The organism is Actinomadura sp. NEAU-AAG7 (assembly GCF_018603865.1).
GTDB lineage: Bacteria > Actinomycetota > Actinomycetes > Streptosporangiales > Streptosporangiaceae > Spirillospora > Spirillospora litoris.
The window spans coordinates 537,856-556,369 of record NZ_JAHFZY010000002.1 but is presented as its reverse complement, the minus strand read 5'-3'; the positions used below and the strand labels follow the sequence as shown (position 1 = coordinate 556,369).

Here is an 18,514-nt window from a genome sequence, read left to right as displayed (position 1 = left end):
GCCGGTTCAGCCGAAGATGTCGGAGACACGGGCGTGGTCCTCCTCACCGAGCCGGATCGCCATGGCGTCGTGGACCGCGTCCCACTGCGCGAACGTGCGCGGCGCGACGATCGGCGCCGTCACCGCCGGGTGGTCGCGGAGCCAGGCCAGCGCGAGCCCCGAGACGCTGGTCGAGCGCTCCCACGCGATGTCGCGGAGCGCGGCGACCTTCGCCAGGTTCTCCGGGGAATGGAACCCCTTGTAGTAGAGGTCTCCGGCCACCGCGATCCGGCTTCCGGCCTCGGGGGCGTTGCCGTCCAGATAGCGCTCGGAGAGCACGCCGCCCGCCAGCGGGGAGAACGGCGTGTATCCGATTCCCTCCCTTCTCACCAGGGGGAGGAGTTCGGCCTCGTCCGCGCGGTCGAGCAGGTTCAGCCTGTTCTCGACCAGGGCGGGCCGGTGCAGTCCCCGCTCGTCCGCGACCCGCAGGACGGCCTCCAGCTTCGCGCGGTCCACGTTGCTGACCCCGTAGGCGCGGATCCGCCCTTCGTCCTGCGCCCGGCTGAACGCCTCGACGGTCTCCTCGACCGGCGTGACCGGGTCGGGGACGTGGGACAGGAACAGGTCCACGCGGCCGAGGCGCTCGATGCTGCGCGCCAGCCGCTTCTCGATGTGGCCCCGGGAGAGGTCGACGCCGCGCGACCCGTCCGGCCTGCTGATCAGGCCCACCTTCGTGGAGACGACCACGCCCTCGGGGCGGCGGTCGTGCAGCCAGCGCCCGACGGTCTTCTCGCTCTCGCCGCCGCCGTAGGAGTCGGCGGTGTCGATCGTGTCGATGCCGAGGTCCCATGCCTCGTCGAGGCGCTGGAGGCCCTGCTCGGGGGTCAGCCCGTGCCCGCGGGTGCTCGCGGACGCGCCGACGCCGCCGATGGAGCCGGCGCCGAACACGAACTCGCTGATCCGGATCCCGGACGTGCCGAGGGGGAGCGTGCGCATGATCCTGGTTCCTTTCTTCCGTGGCGTTCTCAGTCGATCGTCGAGAGCGTCTCGACGGCGGCGGCGTGCAGCGCGGGCGCGGCGGCGAGGAAGTCGGCGCTGCCCGGGGTCCACGGCCGGCCGCGGGTGTCGGTGACGACGCCGCCCGCCTCGGCGACCAGCAGCGCGCCCGCGAGCAGGCCGGAGCGCACCTGGCTGAACTGCCAGAACGCGTCCATCCGCCCGGCCGCGACGTGCAGGAGCTGGAGCGTCGCGGGCACCGAGACCCGGACCACCATCGCGGTGTCGAGCATCGCCGTGACCGACGCGCCGATGCGGGCGAAGGTCTCGGCGCTCTCGCCCGGCCTGGCCTGGCCGGTGCCGACGAGCGCGCCGTCCAGGCGCCGCTTGGGGGAGGGCCGCAGCGGCGCGCCGTCGCGGAACGCGCCGCCCGACCGGACGGCGGTGTAGGTCTCGCCGCTCGGCGGCAGGTGCACGGCGGTGAGGACGGGGACGTTGTCGCGCACCAGCGTCGCGGTGACGCCCCAGTCGGCGATCCCGTGGACGTGGTTGACGTTGCCCTCGACCGGGTCGGTCACCCACCACTCGCCGCCGGGCAGCGGGCCGCCCTCCAACTCGTCCTCGACCCATCCGGCGCCCGGGCGCAGCCGCGTCAGCTCCGGCCGCAGGATCGCCAGCGCCGCCTCGTCGTTGGCGTGGATCCCGGCCACCACCTCCTCGCGTCCCGCGAGGTGGGCGGTCGTGTCGAAGCGCCCGGCCAGGTGCGCCCCCGCCGCCTGGACCGCCGCCGCGACCTGCGCCACCAGCGCCCGGTCCTCCTCGTACGCGGCGGTCCCGGCCGCCGCCTGTTGTTCGATCCGCATGTCCCACTCCTTCGTTCGGGTCGGTGAGCCCGACAGTAGGAGCGGTTCGCGGCTGTGACCAGTGCATGTTTGGTAGGGCTAGATTTACTCCGGTGCACTTGGATCTGAATCTGCTGACCGCGCTGGACGCCCTGCTGGAGGAGAACAGCGTCGCCGCCGCGGCCGAACGGCTGAACCTCTCCGCGCCCGCCATGAGCCGCACGCTCGGCCGGATCAGGCGCGTCACCGGCGACCAGATCCTCGTCCGCACCGGCCGGACGATGATCCCGACACCGCACGCGCTGGCGATCCGCGCCGAGGTCCACGACCTCGTCCAGCGGGCGCGCGGCGTCCTGGAACCCGAGCGCGAACTCGACCTCGCGAACCTCTCGCGGGTCTTCACCGTGCGCGGGCACGACGCGGTCATGACGGCGATCGCGCCCGACCTGCTCGGCACCGTCCGCGAGCGGGCCCCCGGCGTCGCGGTCCGGCTGCTCGGCGAGGCGGCCGGCGACACCAGCGACCTGCGGCACGGGCGGGTCGACCTGGAGATCGGCGCCGCCGAGCCGGACCCGCCCGAGATCACCCATGTGACCGTCGGGCACGACCGGCTCGTCGCGGTGCTCGGCCCCGGCCACCCGGCCGGGGAGGGCGAGCTGACGCCCGCGCGGTTCGCGGGGGCCGACCACGTCCTCGTGTCGCGGCGGGGCAGGCTCCGCGACCCCGTCGACCGGGTCCTGGAGGAGCGGGGGCTGCGCCGCCGCGTCGTCGCGTCCGTGCCGACGAGCACGGCGGCGCTGTACCTGGTCGCGCGCAGCGAGCTGGTCGTCGCGGTGCCCGAGCGGATGTGCCGCCCGACGCTGCGCGTCCTCGGGCTCCGCACCCGGCCGCTGCCGTTCGACCTGCCGCCGGTGCCGATCGTCCTGGCCTGGCACCAGCGCTACGACAACGACCGGGCGCACGCGTGGCTGCGCGCCCGCATCCGCGAGGCGCTCGCCTTCGACGACCGCGCTAGCGGGTGATGCCCTCCCGGACGCGGCGCGCCGCCGCCACCAGGTTCCGCAGCGACGCCTCCGCCTCCGGGTAGGCGCGGGTCTTCAGCCCGCAGTCGGGGTTCACCCACAAGCGGCCGGGCTCCACGACCCGCAGCGCGCGCCGCAGGTTCTCCTCCATCTCCTCGGCCGACGGGACGCGCGGCGAGTGGATGTCGTAGACGCCCGGCCCGATGCCGTTCGCGTATCCGGCGGCGCGCAGGTCGGCGACCAGCTCCATGTGGGAGCGGGCCGCCTCGACGCTGGTCACGTCCGCGTCCAGCGCGCCGATCGCCTCGATGATCTCGCCGAACTCCGCGTAGCACATGTGCGTGTGGATCTGGGTGGCGTCCGCGACGCCCGAGGTCGCGAGCCGGAACGCGCCGACCGCCCAGTCCAGGTAGGCGTCGTGGTCGGCGCGGCGCGGCGGCAGCAGCTCGCGCAGCGCGGGCTCGTCGACCTGGATGATCCCGATCCCGGCGGCCTCCAGGTCGGCGACCTCGTCGCGCAGCGCCAGCGCGACCTGCCGGGCGGTATCGGCGAGCGGCTGGTCGTCGCGGACGAACGACCAGGCCAGCATCGTGACCGGGCCCGTCAGCATGCCCTTCACCGGCCGGTCCGTCAGCGACTGCGCGTAGGCGGCCCACTCCACCGTCATCGGACGCGGCCGGGCGACGTCGCCGTGCAGGATCGGCGGCCGGACGCAGCGCGTCCCGTAGGACTGCACCCAGCCGTGCTCGGTCGCGGCGTACCCGTCGAGCTGCTCGGCGAAGTACTGCACCATGTCGTTGCGCTCGGGCTCGCCGTGCACGAGCACGTCCAGGCCCAGCTCCTCCTGCAACGCGATGACGTGCGCGATCTCCTCGCGCATCGCCGCGGTGTAGGCGGCCGCGGACAGCCGCCCGGCGCGGCGGTCGGCGCGGGCCCGGCGGATGCTCGCGGTCTGCGGGAACGACCCGATCGTGGTCGTCGCCAGCTCGGGCAGGCCGAGCGCGTCCCGCTGGGCGGCGAAGCGCGCGGCGCGGTCGCCCCGGCGCGCCTCCGCGAGTCCGCTCGCGAACCCGTCCAGGCGCTCGCGGACGCGGGGGTCGGCCGCCGCCGGGGCCCGCCCGCCGCTCTCGTCCGGGACGTGCTCGCGCAGCGCCCGGCCGAGCGCGACGACCTCGCCGACCTTCTGCCGGGCGAACGCGAGCCGCTCCCGGACGTCCGGCGCGAGCGCCTCCTCCGCGTCCAGGTCGAGCGGGACGTGCAGCAGCGAGCACGACGTGCCCACCACGACCCGGTCGCACAGCCCGAGCAGCGCCGCGCAGACGGCCTTGGCCCGGCGCCGGTCGGCGCGCCACACGTTGCGGCCGTCCACGACGCCCGCGACGACGGTCTTGCGCGGCAGCCCGGCGACCGAGGCGAGCACGTCCAGGTTCTCCGGGCCCGCGACGAAGTCCAGGCCGACGGCCTCGACGCGGGACCCGGCCAGGGCGCGCAGCGACGCGGCGCCGACCGTCCCGAAGTAGGTCGCCACCAGCAGGCGCGGCCGGCTGGGCAGCGCGCCGAGCCGCTCGTAGACGCGGGCCAGCGCGGCGACCTCCTCCTCGCTCCGGTCGGCGACCAGGGCGGGCTCGTCGAGCTGCACCCACGCCGCCCCCGCGCCCGACAGCCGCTCCAGCAGCTCCGCGTAGACCTCGACCAGGTCGTCCAGCAGGTCGAGCGGGCGGAACCCCTCCGGCGCGTCCGGCGCGGCCTTGGCCAGCAGCAGGTAGCTCAGCGGCCCGACCAGCACCGGCCGTGTCTCGATGCCGAGTTCTTTGGCCTCCCGGTACTCCGCGACCGGCTTGGCGGCGGGCCCGTCGGCCAGCCGGAACCGGGTGCCGAGCCCCACCTCGGGGACGATGAAGTGGTAGTTGGTGTCGAACCACTTGGTCATCTCCAGCGCCGGGAGGTCCCGCGCGCCGCGCGCCATCGCGAAGTACCGGTCGAGGCCGGACAGGTGCCGGTAGCGGTCCGGGACGGCGTCGACCAGCACGCTCGTGTCGAGCACCTGGTCGTAGAAGGAGAACGTGTTGGAGGGGACCGCGTCGAGCCCGGCGTCGCGCAGCGTCCGCCACGTCCGGGCGCGCAGGTCGGCGCCGGCGCGCTCCAGGGCGGCGGCGTCGAGGCGCCCGGCCCAGTGCTCCTCGGTGGCGAACTTCAGCTCGCGCCGCTCACCGATGCGCGGGTATCCGAGGATCGTCGTGTTCATGGCAGCTTCCCTCGCTGAGCCACAGTGCGGAGACGCGAAGGGGGGACGGCCAGGTGCGCGCGCCGCCGGCCCTCCCGCGAGGCCGCAGACCACCGCGCGCCGGGCGGCGCGCGGGTGGAGGCAGGTCTTCGGACTCGCGGGCGCCGCTTCCCTGAGGAAGCGCCCTACTGGCCGTCGCTTCCCAGGCCCGGAGGCCCAGTGCGTGTTGACGGCGGTCGTTCCCGCTCACCGCTGCGGGGCAGTCCCGGATTCGCACCGGGTTCCCTCTTGCGACGCTCGCACCCGTGCGGGGACGAGCGAACCATCCACGTTCCCGAGTGTAGCCAGAAGAGGGGCGGCCCTCATGCTCGTGGGCCGCCCCTCCTGCGCCGCGCCGCGGCTCAGTAGGCGATGCAGGTGGCCATCGCGTTGGTCGCGGTTCCGGCGATGATCAGCGCCGTGGTGATCCCGGTCATGACGGCGAGACGCGTCTTGCGCATGCGGTGCCCCTTCGTTGTTGATCTTGGTATTTCATGATCATTCTTGGCGGCGGCGACCGTCAAGGGGTATCCGCGGGCGTTGACTTCGGGCGGGGGCGGGCACAGGATCGACGGGATGGCTGAGCCGGTGCGGCTGCTGGTGGTGGGCAGCGTCAACATGGACCTGACGGTCACCGTGCCGCGGCTGCCCGGGTGCGGCGAGACCGTGCTGGGCTTCGAGGCGACCCACGGGCCCGGCGGGAAGGGCGCGAACCAGGCGGTGGCCGCGCGGCGGCTCGGCGCCGCCGTCCGCATGGCCGGGCTGGTGGGCGACGACGCGCACGGCGCGGAGCTGCGCGCGGCCCTCGCCGCCGAGGGCGTCGACGCGTCCGGCGTCGGCGTCGCCCCCGGGGCGGCGACCGGCATCGCCATGATCATGGTCAGGCCGGACGGCGACAACGCGATCGCGGTCGCGCCCGGCGCCAACGCGGCGCTCGGCCCCGACGTGCGCCAGGCCGTGGCGGGCGGCGGGTCCGCGCTGCTCCTGCAACTGGAGATCCCGGTGGCGGCCTGCGAGGCCGCCGCCGAGGAGGCGCGGCGGCACGGCATGCTCGTGGCGCTGAACGCGGCGCCCGCCCCGGCGGTCGTGGACGCGCCGGTGGCGCGGCTGCTCCGGCTGGTGGACCTGCTGATCGTCAACGAGGGCGAGGCGGCCGCGCTGGGCGGGGACGGGACCGCCGCCGGGCTGCGGCGGCTCGGCCCTGACCGGGTGGTCGTGACCCTCGGCGCGGACGGTGCCGCCGGGGCCGACGCCGAGGGCGCGTTCCAGGTCGCGGCGTTCCCGGTGCCGGCGGTCGACGCGGTCGGCGCCGGCGACGCCTTCTGCGCCGCGCTGACCGTGGGGGTCGCGGCGGGCCTGCCGCTGCGCGCGGCCGCGCGGCGGGCGTGCGCGGCGGGCGCCCTCGCCGTGACGCGGCGCGGCGCGCAGGGCTCGCTTCCGCGCGCCGCCGACGTCGACGCGCTGCTCGACCGAAGTTGATCTTGATATGCTCGAAGGAGCCGTTCGCGCACGTGGCGTGGGCGCCGCTCCCGGCCCCCGCCATCGCCCGCCGGAGGGGGACCGATGAGAGCGCTGCCCTACGTCCCCTTCGGCCCCGGTCTCGACGACCGGCCGCACGTGTTCGTCGACGGGCTCCGCACCCCGCGCACCGTCCTGGAACTCAGCCACTGGCCGGGCAACCGGACCCCCGCCCACCTGAAGGACGACGTCAGCACCCAGTCCGTCCTGCGCCTGCTCGGGCTGCCGGAGGCCGAGCGGGCGGAACTGCTCGCGGACGCGAGCGCGGTCACCTGCGACCACTACGACGTGGACGGGCTCCTGAGCGTTCTGTGCCTGGTCAGCCCCGACTTCACGGCCCGGCACCGCGACCTGCTCGCACGGACGGCGCTGTGCGGCGACTTCGACGTCCACACCGGCGAGGAGCCCGTGCGCGCGTGCCTGGCGCTGCTGGCGGCCGAGCGCGAGATCAGCGCCGCGACGGAGTTCCGGTCGGTCGGGCAGGCCACGACGGCGCTGTTCGCCGGGATGCTGGAGGTCGCCGAGGAGTGCCTGCTCGACCCCGGTGCCTGGCGCGACGGCTGGGCCGCCGAGTGGGAGGACGTGGAACGTTCGATGCGCTCCCCGGTCGAGATCGAGGAGCGGGGCGACCTGGCGGTCTTCGAGGACACCGCCGAGCCGCTGCACGAGTACGCCGTCCACGCGCGCACGGAGGCGGGCCACGTGCTGCGGCTCCGCGCCGACGGCCGGCACAGCCTCCGCTTCCGGTACGAGAACTTCGTCGATCTGCGGTCGCGGCGTCCCGGCCCGCGTGTCCGGGGCGATCTCCTCGCGCGCGAACTCAACATGTTGGAACGTGACGGGACCTGGTTCTGCGAGTCACCGGCCACCGCGACGCCGCTGCTCCAGCTGTACTCGCCCGCCGAGGTCCCCGCGCCGAGCAGCCTCGGCATGGACGAGGTCCGCCGCGTGGTCCTCGCCTTCTTCGACGCCGCCCGCACGGACGGGTCGCTGCTGTGGCGCTCGCACGCGGGCTGGCTGGACGAGGCGCCCGGCACCCCGCCGTCCAAGGAGACCGCATGAGGGTGGAGGGGCTGCGCGGACGGCTGGCCGAGGAGGGCGTCGTGCGGTTGGACACCGCGCGCGGGCCCTACGTCGCCCGGCTGGCCGGGGGGCGGCCGGTGGTCCACGGCGCGCTGTGCCCGCACCGCGGCGGCCCCCTCGAAGACGCCTACCTGGTCGAGGGGATGCTGATCTGCTCCTGGCACCGCTCGACCTTCCGGGCCGGGGACGGCCGCGCGGTCTACGGGCCGGCCTGCGCGGACCTCGACGTCGTCCCGGCGCGGTTCGACGGCGACGACCTGGTCGTCGAGTGGCCGGAGGGGCCGTCCGGTGCCTGACCCGGCGGTGGCGCGGGTGGCGGGGCTCGCCGACCGCGCGGCGGCGGAGCGCGCCCCGGCCTGGCTCGACCTCGTCCGCCGCTACGGCGAGTGGGAGCTGGCGGAGGCGGCGGAGGCCGCCGTCCGCGTCCTGCGGTCGGCTGACCCCGGGGCGGAGACACGGGTGCACCGCGCGCTGCTGACCCCGCCTCCGGCCAGGCCCGACGCGGGAGGCGTCGTCCGGCTGCTGCTGTGCTGCGCCGCCGCGTCCGACGTGCGCGACCTGGGCGGCCTGCCCGGCGAACCGGCGCTCGGCGACGTCGCCGTGATCGAGCCGCTCGTCCAGCTCCAGTGCTACGCGGGCGACCTCCTCGGCGGCCGCGATCCCGTCGCGGTGCTCGGCGGGGTGCCGGAGTGATCGGCCGGTGGCGGGACGTCCGCGCGCAGGGCCGGGCCGTCGCGCTCGGGCTCCTCGGCGTCCGCCCGCGCGGCGGCCTCGCGGCGGCGTTCGGCGGCGACCCCCGGGAGCTGTTCGAGTTCCTCCTCGGGTTGCGCCTCGCGCTCCCGCTGACCGGCGGGGACGCGGCGGCGCTCGCCGACCTGCTGGGCGTGCTGAACGTCCGGCTCGCCGCGCGGCTGAGCGTCGTCCGCGCGCCGGACGGCACGCTGACCGCCCGCGACGAGCACCCGGTCGGCCTCCGCTGGACGGGCGCGGCGCGCGGTGTCTCGCCCGCCGAGTACGCGCTGCTGGCGGGGCGCCCGCCACGGGAGCGGTCCCGGCTCGGCGTGGAGCCGCCGCTGATCGTCCTGCCCACGGCGGGACGGGCCGCCGACGTCCGCGCCGCCCTCGCCGCGCACTGCGAGGTCATGCTGCGCCACGGCCACGGCGGCCTGCGGATCGTCGTCGCCGACGACGCGCCCACCCCGGACGCGGCGCGCGAACTGGACGCCGTCTGCGCTCGGGCGCGGCGCGAGTCCGGGTTCCGGGTGACGCGGTTCGGGGAGTGGAACGCGGACGGCCGCTTCGGGGCGAAACAGGTGTTCCGCCGCCGCATGGCCGTCCACGGCGCCCTGCGGGCGTGCGCCGAGCGCACGTTCGCCCCGGGGCTGCCCGGCACCGCGAACGCGGTCTTCGCCGCGTTCGCGGGCCGCGACATCGTCTGGCTCGAACAGGACGCGACGCCCTGGGCGCCGACGACCCCCGCCCGGCCCGGCGGCGGCCCGCGCCCGTTCGTCGACGTCATGGACGGCGCGTCCGCGCCGGTCAGACCGCAGCCCGTGGACGTCCTGCACGTGATCGACCGGCTCGCCCACGCGGCGCCCCTGGAGGCCAGGCCGCACGAGACCCACTCGGTCACCTACGAGGACACCGACTTCACCCATCTCGGGCCGGCCTCGTCCGCGAGCCATCCGCTCCCGGGGATGGTGCACTTCCACACCTGCGGGCATCCCGACTTCCGGGCGCGCGCGAGCCACCACCTCGCGCTCGACCCCGGCACCCCGGAGCCCGCTCGGCGGAGCCTGCTGTCGGGCGGGCTGCCGATGCGGCGCCTGCTCGCCGACCCGCCGCCGACGGTGTCGCTGCGGCGCTGGACGTCGGCGTTCGGAACGGTCCTCGGGCTGCCCGCCCGCCGCACCCCGGGCCCGCCGACGATGTGGGCGACCTCGGCGCGGCTGGTCGACATCGCGGTCGGCGACCTGATGGCCGCGCTCGGCGTCCCCGGCTGCGTCGCCGGGACGGGCCTGTGGCACGACCGGGGCGAGGTCACCGACTCCGGACGCGGCGAGCTGTCGTCCTACCTCTTCCGCGAGGAGCTGCTGTGGCCGCTGCTGCACGCGTCCCGGGAGGCGCTCGGCGAGGTCGGCGCGGCGCCCGGCGATCCCGGATACCCCGGCTACCCGGCCTGGCTGCGCGCCGCCGGTGACGCGGTGGCCGGACGCGCCGGACGCGGCGGCATCGTCCCGGCCGCGCTCGGGCACGCCCTGTGGGCGGAGCTGCGCGCCGACGTCCGCCGGGCGCGCCGGTCGCCGCACGCGGAGATCCGCGCCTACGGCGACGCCCTCGCCGAGCGGGCGGGGGAGACCCTCCGTCGCACCTGGCGGGAGCACCACGCGCGGATGGAGGCGGCGGCCGTGGCCGAGCTGGTCCACTACGCCGACCAGCTCCGGTTCTGGTCCGCGCTCGCCGAGCGGGGCCCGGACCGCGCGGACGGCGGCGCCGCCGGCGACGACGATCGGACCGAGGACGTGAGGACGGTGCCCGGATGAGCCCCGACGTGCAGGCCCGCGTGCTGGTGGTCAGCCCGCACCGCGACGACGAGGCGATCGGCTGCGGCGGGACGATCAGCCTGCACGCCGACCGGGGCGACCTCGTCCACGTCGTCCACCTGAGCGGGCTCGGCGGCGCGAGCCTCGCGGAGGCGCGGGAGGCCGGGCGGCGGCTCGGGGTCGCGGGCATCTCCACGCTGTCGGCGCCCGAGACGCAGCTCACCGCCGACCGCGCGCTGCTGACCGAGCTGGTCGCGGTGTTCCGCGAGTTCCGTCCCGGCATCGTGTACGCGCCGCACGCGGACGAGGACGACCCGGCGCACCGCGTGGCGGCCGAGCTGGCCCGCGAGGCCCGCTGGATCTCCGCCTACCCGATCCTGCCGGAGGCCGGGCCCGCGCTGGAGGAGCCGCCCGCCGTCGTCTACGAGTTCGAGGTGTGGACGCCGATCGCGCGCCCGTCGGTCTTCGTCGACATCACGGCCGTCCGCGACCGGAAGGCCGGCGCGCTCGCCGCCTACGCCTCGCAGCTCGCGCACAACGAGTGGATCGACGGGGCCCTCGGCCTCAACCGGTACCGGGGCGTGACGTCGGGACACGGCGAGTTCGTCGAGGCGTTCTCCGTGCTCCGCACGACCCATTCCCGCCTCTGATCGCGATTTCCCTGGTCAAAGGCGGAGGGCGGTGGCCGGGAACGGCCGCGAACGCGGACGTACGGGGCAGAGGGTTGACGTCGGAAGATCTGATAGTAAAGTTTCCTATAAGAAGGTCGCTCCGCGCCCCGCCCCCCGCCCTCGCTCCACACGCGGACCGCCCCGCCGCGTGAATCCCCCGAAGGACGTGATCAGGTGCGCCGATTCCTGGCACCGCTCGCCGCCCTCTCGCTCGCGGCCGGAATGCAGCTGGCCGCCCCGCAGCTCGCCTCGGCCTCCGCTACGCAGTGCGCGACCCCCTGGAACTCCTCGGCCGTCTACACCGGCGGCGCCGGGGTGTCCTACAACGGACACAACTGGAAGGCCAAATGGTGGACGCAGAACCAGGCGCCCGGCCAGGACCTGGTCTGGGCCGACCAGGGCGCCTGCGGCGGAACGCAGGAACCCCCGCAGACCGGTGACTTCGTGGTCGGCCAGACGCAGTTCGAGCAGATGTTCCCGAGCCGCAATTCCTTCTACACCTACAGCGGCCTGACCACCGCCGCCAAGGCATATCCCGCGTTCGCGGGAACCGGCAGCGACACCGTCAAGAAGCAGGAGGCCGCCGCCTTCCTGGCCAATGTGAACCACGAGACGGGCGGCCTCGTCTACATCGTCGAGCAGAACACCGGGAACTACCCGCACTACTGCGACAGGAGCCAGCCCTACGGCTGCCCCGCCGGCCAGGCCGCCTACTACGGGCGCGGCCCCATCCAGCTCAGCTGGAACTTCAACTACAAGGCCGCCGGCGACGCGCTCGGCATCGACCTGCTGAACAACCCCTACCTGGTGGAGCGGGACGCGGCGGTGGCCTGGAAGACCGCGCTCTGGTACTGGATGACCCAGGACGGCCCCGGCACGATGACCCCGCACGAGGCGATGGTCAACGGCCGCGGCTTCGGTGAGACGATCCGCAGCATCAACGGCGGCCTGGAATGCAACGGCGGCAATCCAGGCCAGGTGGAAAGCAGGGTGAACGCCTACAAGAAGTTCACCCAGCTCCTCAACGTCCCGCCGGGCGACAACCTGTACTGCTGACCACAGGCAGACGGGATTAACCGTTCCCGGTGGCGGACCCCTCGTCCGCCACCGGGAACTGTTCTTCTCCGTTCAGCCGGTCATCCGGGGTCGGCCGTCGATGCGCGGGAATGACGCCGCGGCCACGGTCATGGCGGCGTCGACGAACGCGGCGACCGGCCTGGAACGGCAGTCGCGCGGCCAGGCGATGCGGAGTTCGGACGGCGCGAGGTCGGTGACCGTCCGGTACGCGATGCCCGGCCGGGGGTAGCGCCGCGCGAGCGACACGGGCAGGAACCAGATGATGTCGCCCAGCTCGACCAGGTTGAAGATCTGCGCCAGGTCCCACGAGCGGGCCCCGCGCGGCGGCGACATCCCGGCCCCCTCCCGGCCGGACGGGCGGCCCTCCATGTCGGCGAACGTGCCGTCGGGGAGCGACCGGCCCGCGAGGTCGGCCAGGCGCAGGGACGCGCGGGCGGCCAGCGGGTCGCCCGCCGCCATCGCGACCAGGCGGGGCTCGGTCAGCAGCGGCTCGGAGTCCAGGCCGTGCCGGTCGAAGGGGGCGGGCAGGATCGCGACGTCCGCGCGGCCGTCGCGGAGCGCGGGGTCCTGGTCGCCGCGCCCGCCCAGCGTCAACTCCACCGGCAGCGCCGCCTCGTGCGGCTGGTACGCGGCGAGGATCAGGGGCAGCAGCCCGGCGTCGTAGTCGGCCTTGAGCGCGAGGCGCAGGCTCGGCGCGGGGCGCCCGGCGTTGCGGGCGCGCCGGTCGGCCGCCGCGACCGCGTCGAGCGCCGTCCGGGCGTCGCGGAGCAGCGCCTCCCCGGCGGGGGTCAACTCGACCCTGCGCGTGGTGCGCTCCAGCAGCCGCACGTCGAGATGGCGCTCCAGGGTCCGGATCGCGCGCGACAGCGGCGGCTGCGCCATGCCGAGCCGGTCGGCCGCGCGCCCGAAGTGCAGCTCCTCGGCCACGGCGACGAAGTAGCGGAGCTGCCGCACCTCCAGATCACTCATATCGCCAGGGTATCAATCGGGATCGGATCGGTCCTTCAGGTCGGCCGCGCCGCCGGGTTGACTGGCCTTGCCTTTCCACGGGATCGCCATTCCATGCGATGGCAGTTCCGAAATGGCAATTATCCTTTCACCCCTCGGAGGTAATCGTGATCGTGGTGACGGCGCCGACCGGCCAGATCGGGCGGCAGCTCATCGACCTTCTCCTTTCCGCCGGCGAGCCGGTGCGCGTGATCGCGCGCGACCCGTCCCGCCTGGCGCCGCGGGTCCGCGCCCGCGTCGAGGTCGTGGCGGGCTCGCACGGCGACCGCGATGTCGTCGATCGGGCGTTCACGGGCGCCGACTCGGTCTTCTGGCTCGTACCGCCGGACTATCGCACCGAAAGCCTCGCCGCCGCCTATCTGGATTTCACCCGTCCGGCGTGCGAGGCGATCGTGGCGCGAGGCGTCCGGCGCGTGGTGGGGGTGTCGGCCCTCGGACGCGGCGTCACCGGCAAGGCCGGGCTCGTGTCCGCGTCGCTGGCGATGGACGACCTCATCGCTTCCACGGGCGTCGCCTACCGCGCGCTCGCGATGCCCTCGTTCATGGACAACCTGCTCCGCGACGCGGAGTCGATCGCCGGCCGGGGAGTGTTCTCCGGAATGGCGCTGGGCGACCGCAAGGTCCCGGCCTGCGCCACCCGCGACATCGCCGCCGTCGCCGCCGGGCTGCTGCGCGACACCACCTGGACCGGCAATGCGGACGTTCCCGTCCTCGGCCCCGAGGATCTGACCATGCACGACATGGCGCGGATCATGTCCGAGGTGCTGGGGCGGCCCGTCCGCTACGAGGAGGTCCCGGCGGAGACGTTCCGGGCCGGGCTGCTCGCGCACGGGATGTCCGCGGCGATGGCCGAGGGCATGGTCGAGATGATGGCGGCCAAGAACGCGGGCCTCGACAACGCCGCGCCGCGCACGCCCGGCTCGTCCACCCCCACGACCTTCCGCCAGTGGTGCGAGGAGGTTCTGAAGCCGGCCGTGGAGGGTGTCGGCGCCCGGCCGTAGTGTCGGGGTATGTCGCGGCGACGGTTCGATCAGGCCATGCAGCTCATGCGCAAGAGTGACCCCCAGGTCAGCGAGGACGCGTTCGACTTCCTGCGCGAGCACGCCGACGCCTATGTCGAGGAGCTGATCGCCGAGTTCGCGGCCGAGCGCGACGACCACGGCCTGCGCTGCTGGCTGCTGGAGCTGATCGCCGAGGCCCGCTCGCCGAGCGCGCTGCGGGTGTTCCGCGACGAGTTGGAGAGCATGGACGAGTCGCTGCGCTTCTGGGCCGTCCGCGGCCTGGAGATGCTCGACACCCGCGAGGCGGAGCGCGTGCTCGACGAGGCGCGCGAGAACGGCTGGATCTCCTGACGGCCACCGCCCATGACCGGCCTGCCGGCCCGCGCGGCCGGGAGGCCGTCATGCGCGGTCAGGTGCCGCTGATCTCCTTGGAGAGTTCGCAGCAGCACCTCCCGCCGTCAGAGCAGTCGCGGCCGTGCTTCCCGGCGCCCGCGAACGCGGCGGGCGCCGCGCCCGCGGCGGGCCGTTCGTAGACGACCCGGCCGCCGAGCAGCGTCGTGGTGACCGGGAGGTCGGCGAGGTCGTGCGGGTCGACCCGAAGGACGTCGCCGCCGAGGACGCAGACGTCGGCGGCCATGCCCGGTTCGAGCGTGCCCTTCCAGCGCTCCGCGTGGTCCTGCCACGCCGCCTCGCGGGTGTAGGTGGCGAGGCCCTGCGGGACCGTGATCCGCTCGGCCTGCCCCGCGACGCCGCCGTCCGCGCCCTCGCGCAGGGCGGCCGTCATCACCCCGCGCAGCCAGTGCGGCTCCACGACCGGCGCGTCCGACCCGGACGTGACATGCACGCCCGCGCCGATCGCGCTGCGGTAGGGCCACTGGTACTCGGTCAGCTCGCGGCCGATGATCGTTTCGAGGACGCGGCCCTGGAGGTAGAGGATCTCCGCGTTCAGGTTCGCGCCGATGTCGTGGCGCGCCATCGTCCGCAGCGTCCTGGCCGACGGGAAGTTGCAGTGGATCACGTAGTGGCGCAGGTCGGCGCGGTGCCGCGTTGATCTGACGTACCCGGCGACGACCGCGTCGGTGCTCCCGTCGCCGCACGAGTGCGTGCCGACCTGGAGGCCCGCGCGCGAGGCCAGCTCGATCATCTCGTGCAGGTTCGCGAGCTGCTCGCCGGCGGTCGCGCCGTCGATGGTGAGGCGCCCGTTGGAGCCGTCGAGGTAGGGCTTGTTCATCCACGCGGTCCGGAACCGGGGGATGCCGTCGGCGAAGATCTTCACGCCCGCGACGCGCAGCACGCGGGGATCGACGTCCCGCGACGGCCGGTACCGGTCGAGGACGTCGCGGAGCGTCCGCGGCCCGGTGCCGCTGCCGAGCAGCGCGGTGATCCGCATCGGCAGTCGGCCCGCGCGCGCCTTCTCCGCGTAGAGCGCGAGCGTGTCGAGGTCGATGCCCGGCTCGGTGAGGCTCGTGACGCCCCTGGAGTGCAACCGGGCGATGGCCGCGTCGATGGCCGTCGAGCGCTCGTCGCGGGTGAACGGCGGTACCACGTTCCGGACGAGGCCCTGCGCCGTCTCCCGCAGGACGCCCGTCGGCTCCCCGTTCGCGTCCCTGTCGATGACCCCGCCCGGCGGCGGGACGGTGTCGCGGGTGATGCCCGCCTTGCGCAGGACGGCGGTGTTCACCGAGGTCGCGTGCCCCGAGAAGTCGTTGAGGATCACCGGATGGCCGCCCGAGACCGGGTCGATGTCGGCGGCGACCGGGGTGCGGGGCAGCACGAGCTCCTGCCAGCCTCGCCCGCGGATCCACGAGTCCGGCGTGGACGCCGCGCCCGCGGCGGCGCGGATGGCGGCGACCAGTTCCTCGATCGTCCTCGTGTCCACGTCGACGTTGAACGGCGGGACGCTCAGCCCGTGCGAGCCCAGGTGCAGGTGCGAGTCGTTGATCCCCGGCAGGACCGTGCCGCCGCCCGCGTCGAGCAGCCGCGTCCGGCGGCCGGTGTGGCGGCGCATGTCCCGGGCCCGCCCGACGGCGAGGATCCGCCCGTCCCGGATGGCGACCGCCTCGGCCTCGCGGAGGTGCTCGTCGAGCACGAGCACCTTCCCGTTGTGGATGACGAGGTCGGCGTCGCCGCTCCGCTCGCCGTCCGCGTGCGCGGTCCCGGCGGGCAGCACTCCTACGGCGGCCGTTCCGGCGGCCACGGCCGCGGCTCCGTGCAGGACCTGGCGGCGGTCGATTCCAGGGGTCATGTCGGGCTTCTCCTTAGGGCAGGGGTCGATGACCTCAGAGCGCTCCCGTAGGGGGTGGGGCGGTCTCGGCGGAGAGGGGCCGAGCCGTGGGATGAGCCGGTGGGGGGTGGGCCGACGGGGTAGGGCCGGTAGAAGCCGGTGGGGTCAGGCGCGGGGGCGCGACCCGCCCGCGCGCGGCGGCGCGGGGGAGACCGGTGGGGGTGTCGAGGGCGGCATGTCCGGGACCTCCCTGGGCGGATGATCGCGGCGGGTGAGCACAGTCTCCTTACTGCTGTTGATGAAGTCAACAGTTGACTTCCGGCCCTCCTTCACGGCGGCCGGTGGGTGCCCGATCGGCCATGTCGCCGTGAGGGCGGATCGAGCTGGGGAAATGCCCTCGGGGTCGTCCGGTTCGAGTGGCTTGAAAAGGTGCCGGTCAGACGGTTCACGACTGGGTGTTGTCATCGTCATCAAACGCGCGCACCATGCGAGGTGGGGGCGGCGCTTTCGCGTCCGGGGCGGGCGCACCCCCTTGACCGCCCCTGCTCGGTCATGCACACTCGCTTCAACTGGCGCACAAACGTGCGACAGGCGAACCTTCCTTCCCTGACATCCGTCCGGCTGAAACGAGTCCCATGACCTCCCATGAGGCGGCGCGGGGCGGCAGGAGGCTCGCCGCCCCGCCGCATCCGAACCCCACGGCTCCCGTTCTGGCGCTGCCGCCGCTGAGCTGCGACGCGCACTGCCACATCTTCGGGCCCGGCGACGTCTTCCCCTACCCGGAGGACCGGGCGTACGACACGCCCGACGTCACCAAGGAGGACCTGCGCCGCAGGCACGACCTGATGGGGGTCGAGCGGGCGCTCATCGTCCAGTCCGCCGCGCACGGGACCGACCACGCCGCCCTGCTCGACGCGCTGCGCGGCGACCCCGACCGGTACCGGGGCGTCGCGCTGCTGACCGCGAGCTCCACCTCCGCCGAGGTCGCGGGCCTGCACGAGGCGGGGGTGCGCGGCGTCCGGCTCCAGTTCATGCCGCACCTCGGGCCGAGCCCGACGCCGGACGAGGTGCGCGCGGTGGCGGGCCTCGTCCGCCCGCACGGCTGGCACATGGCGTTCCACATCGCGGGCGACACGGTCGTGGACCTGTTCGACACGCTCCGCGCCGGCGGCCCGCCCGTGGTGATCGACCACATGGCGCGGGTCGACCTGCGCACCGGGCTGGACGGCCCGCAGGTGGGCGCGCTGCGGCGGCTGCTCGACACCGGGAACGTGTGGGTCAAGCTCAGCGCGCCCGACCGGCTCTCGGCAGGGGGCCCGCCCTACGACGACGCGGTCGGGTTGGCCGCGCTGCTCGCCGCGCAGGCGCCCGAGCGCTGCCTGTGGGGGAGTGACTTCCCGCATCCGAACGTCCGCGAGATGCCCGACGACGGGGTGCTGGTCGACCTGATCGCGCGGATCGCGCCGGACGAGAAGACCCGGCACCGGATCCTCGTCGCCAACCCCGCCGAGCTGTTCGGCTTCCCGCCGGAGGGCGAATGACCTCCGGCGAGCGGACGGGCGGGCCGACGAGGCTGCATCCGCGCGGCACGGTGTTCACCCGGGCGCCGCGTCCGGGCGAGGAGGTCCTGCGCGCCTACGACGACCTGGCCGTGGCGTCGGTGCACGAGGCGATGGGGCAGCGCAACCTGCTGCGCGGCGTGCGCCCGCTGGCGCCCGGCACCCGCGCGGTCGGCCGCGCGGTCACCGCGCTCGACCTGTCCGGCAGCAACCTCACGCTGCACGCGATGCTGGAGGTGGCGGGGCCGGGCGACTTCCTCGTGTGGACGTCCCAGCACGGGCCCGTGGACTCGGCCGTGTGGGGCGCCAACGTCAGCGAGTCCGCCGCCGCGCGGGGGCTCGCGGGCGCGGTGATCGAGGGGCACGCCCGCGACATCGCCGACATCGAGCGGGTCGGGTTCCCGCTGTGGGCGCTCGGCGTCACCCCGGCCGCGACCGGCAAGACGCGCACCGGGTGGGGCAACGTCCCGGTCGTGTGCGGCGGCGCCTACGTCCGGCCCGGCGACCTGGTCGTGGCCGACGGCGACGGCGTCGCGGTCGTCCCGCTGGAGGACGCCGCCCGCGTCGCCGAGGCCGCCGCCGCCCGCGACCTGCGCGAGGCCACGACCTTGACCCCGCGCGTGCGCGCGGGCGCCTCGCTGTTCGCGGTGCGCGACTGGAGCCAGAACTTCCCCGCCGACGGCGGTCGCTTCGTCGACGCCGCGTGGGACCGAGCCGACGAGAGATGA

General features: G+C 74.9%; 17 protein-coding genes and 1 riboswitch. Of the genes, 12 read left to right on the top strand and 5 right to left on the bottom strand.

What is annotated here, in order from left to right; all coding sequences use genetic code 11:
• Positions 1 to 6 precede the first annotated feature (6 nt).
• Together KLI87_RS11950 and KLI87_RS11945 are read right to left on the bottom strand one after the other, a co-directional pair.
• Positions 7 to 975 (bottom strand): aldo/keto reductase, encoded by a 969-nt coding sequence (locus KLI87_RS11950; RefSeq protein WP_214616997.1) that lies wholly within the window; start codon positions 973 to 975, stop codon positions 7 to 9.
• Between the two features lie 29 nt (positions 976 to 1,004).
• Positions 1,005 to 1,838 carry an inositol monophosphatase family protein gene (locus tag KLI87_RS11945; protein ID WP_214616996.1) on the bottom strand — a complete coding sequence of 278 codons (834 nt, stop codon included), beginning with the start codon at positions 1,836 to 1,838 and terminating at the stop codon, positions 1,005 to 1,007.
• A gap of 92 nt (positions 1,839 to 1,930) precedes the next feature.
• On the opposite strand from KLI87_RS11945, the gene KLI87_RS11940 reads away from it, so the two are divergent.
• Positions 1,931 to 2,839, top strand: a complete 909-nt coding sequence (locus KLI87_RS11940) for a LysR family transcriptional regulator (protein WP_214616995.1) — start codon at positions 1,931 to 1,933, stop codon at positions 2,837 to 2,839.
• Here KLI87_RS11940 and metE read toward each other — a convergent pair.
• Positions 2,829 to 5,084, bottom strand: a complete 2,256-nt coding sequence (gene metE, locus KLI87_RS11935; protein WP_214616994.1) for a 5-methyltetrahydropteroyltriglutamate--homocysteine S-methyltransferase — start codon at positions 5,082 to 5,084, stop codon at positions 2,829 to 2,831. The two genes, KLI87_RS11940 and metE, sit on opposite strands and share 11 nt — an antisense overlap.
• A 101-nt stretch (positions 5,085 to 5,185) precedes the next feature.
• Positions 5,186 to 5,405, bottom strand: a riboswitch (cobalamin riboswitch).
• Positions 5,406 to 5,678: 273 nt separating this feature from the next.
• On the opposite strand from metE, the gene KLI87_RS11930 reads away from it, so the two are divergent.
• The 7 genes from KLI87_RS11930 to KLI87_RS11900 all read left to right on the top strand — a co-directional run bounded on the left by KLI87_RS11930 (position 5,679) and on the right by KLI87_RS11900 (position 11,973).
• The gene (locus KLI87_RS11930; protein ID WP_156217790.1) at positions 5,679 to 6,581 is read left to right on the top strand and encodes a ribokinase; all 903 of its coding nucleotides are present in this window, start codon (positions 5,679 to 5,681) and stop codon (positions 6,579 to 6,581) included.
• 84 nt (positions 6,582 to 6,665) lie between these two features.
• On the top strand, positions 6,666 to 7,682 hold the full coding sequence (locus KLI87_RS11925) for a DUF6687 family protein (RefSeq protein ID WP_214616993.1): 1,017 nt from the start codon (positions 6,666 to 6,668) through the stop codon (positions 7,680 to 7,682).
• On the top strand, positions 7,679 to 7,999 hold the full coding sequence (locus KLI87_RS11920) for a Rieske (2Fe-2S) protein (protein ID WP_156217792.1): 321 nt from the start codon (positions 7,679 to 7,681) through the stop codon (positions 7,997 to 7,999). The genes KLI87_RS11925 and KLI87_RS11920 overlap by 4 nt, the downstream gene beginning before the upstream one ends.
• A complete protein-coding gene (locus KLI87_RS11915; RefSeq protein ID WP_214616992.1) occupies positions 7,992 to 8,396 on the top strand; it encodes a hypothetical protein in 405 nt (134 codons plus the stop codon). The genes KLI87_RS11920 and KLI87_RS11915 overlap by 8 nt, the downstream gene beginning before the upstream one ends.
• Positions 8,393 to 10,246 carry a hypothetical protein gene (locus tag KLI87_RS11910; RefSeq protein WP_214616991.1) on the top strand — a complete coding sequence of 618 codons (1,854 nt, stop codon included), beginning with the start codon at positions 8,393 to 8,395 and terminating at the stop codon, positions 10,244 to 10,246. The genes KLI87_RS11915 and KLI87_RS11910 overlap by 4 nt, the downstream gene beginning before the upstream one ends.
• The gene (locus KLI87_RS11905) at positions 10,243 to 10,896 is read left to right on the top strand and encodes a PIG-L deacetylase family protein (RefSeq protein WP_156217795.1); all 654 of its coding nucleotides are present in this window, start codon (positions 10,243 to 10,245) and stop codon (positions 10,894 to 10,896) included. The genes KLI87_RS11910 and KLI87_RS11905 overlap by 4 nt, the downstream gene beginning before the upstream one ends.
• Before the next feature lie 195 nt (positions 10,897 to 11,091).
• Complete coding sequence (locus tag KLI87_RS11900) at positions 11,092 to 11,973, top strand: glycoside hydrolase family 19 protein (protein ID WP_308165978.1); 882 nt, start codon at positions 11,092 to 11,094, stop codon at positions 11,971 to 11,973.
• Positions 11,974 to 12,045: 72 nt separating this feature from the next.
• On the opposite strand, the gene KLI87_RS11895 is transcribed toward KLI87_RS11900, so the two are convergent.
• Entirely contained in the window at positions 12,046 to 12,963 is a 918-nt protein-coding gene (locus KLI87_RS11895; protein WP_214616990.1) for a LysR family transcriptional regulator, read from the bottom strand.
• A 146-nt stretch (positions 12,964 to 13,109) separates the two neighbouring features.
• Between KLI87_RS11895 and KLI87_RS11890 the strand changes: the two genes are divergently transcribed.
• Positions 13,110 to 14,003, top strand: a complete 894-nt coding sequence (locus KLI87_RS11890) for an NAD(P)H-binding protein (RefSeq protein ID WP_214616989.1) — start codon at positions 13,110 to 13,112, stop codon at positions 14,001 to 14,003.
• A 9-nt stretch (positions 14,004 to 14,012) separates the two neighbouring features.
• Complete coding sequence (locus KLI87_RS11885; RefSeq protein ID WP_214616988.1) at positions 14,013 to 14,354, top strand: HEAT repeat domain-containing protein; 342 nt, start codon at positions 14,013 to 14,015, stop codon at positions 14,352 to 14,354.
• A gap of 58 nt (positions 14,355 to 14,412) precedes the next feature.
• Here KLI87_RS11885 and KLI87_RS11880 read toward each other — a convergent pair whose 3' ends face one another.
• Positions 14,413 to 16,248, bottom strand: a complete 1,836-nt coding sequence (locus KLI87_RS11880; protein WP_214616987.1) for an amidohydrolase — start codon at positions 16,246 to 16,248, stop codon at positions 14,413 to 14,415.
• A gap of 614 nt (positions 16,249 to 16,862) precedes the next feature.
• Between KLI87_RS11880 and KLI87_RS11875 the strand changes: the two genes are divergently transcribed.
• Together KLI87_RS11875 and KLI87_RS11870 are read left to right on the top strand one after the other, a co-directional pair.
• Positions 16,863 to 17,768: an amidohydrolase gene (locus KLI87_RS11875; protein WP_214616986.1), complete on the top strand. Its 906-nt coding sequence runs from the start codon at positions 16,863 to 16,865 to the stop codon at positions 17,766 to 17,768.
• Entirely contained in the window at positions 17,765 to 18,514 is a 750-nt protein-coding gene (locus KLI87_RS11870; RefSeq protein ID WP_156217800.1) for an RraA family protein, read from the top strand. Before KLI87_RS11875 ends, KLI87_RS11870 begins: the two co-directional genes overlap by 4 nt.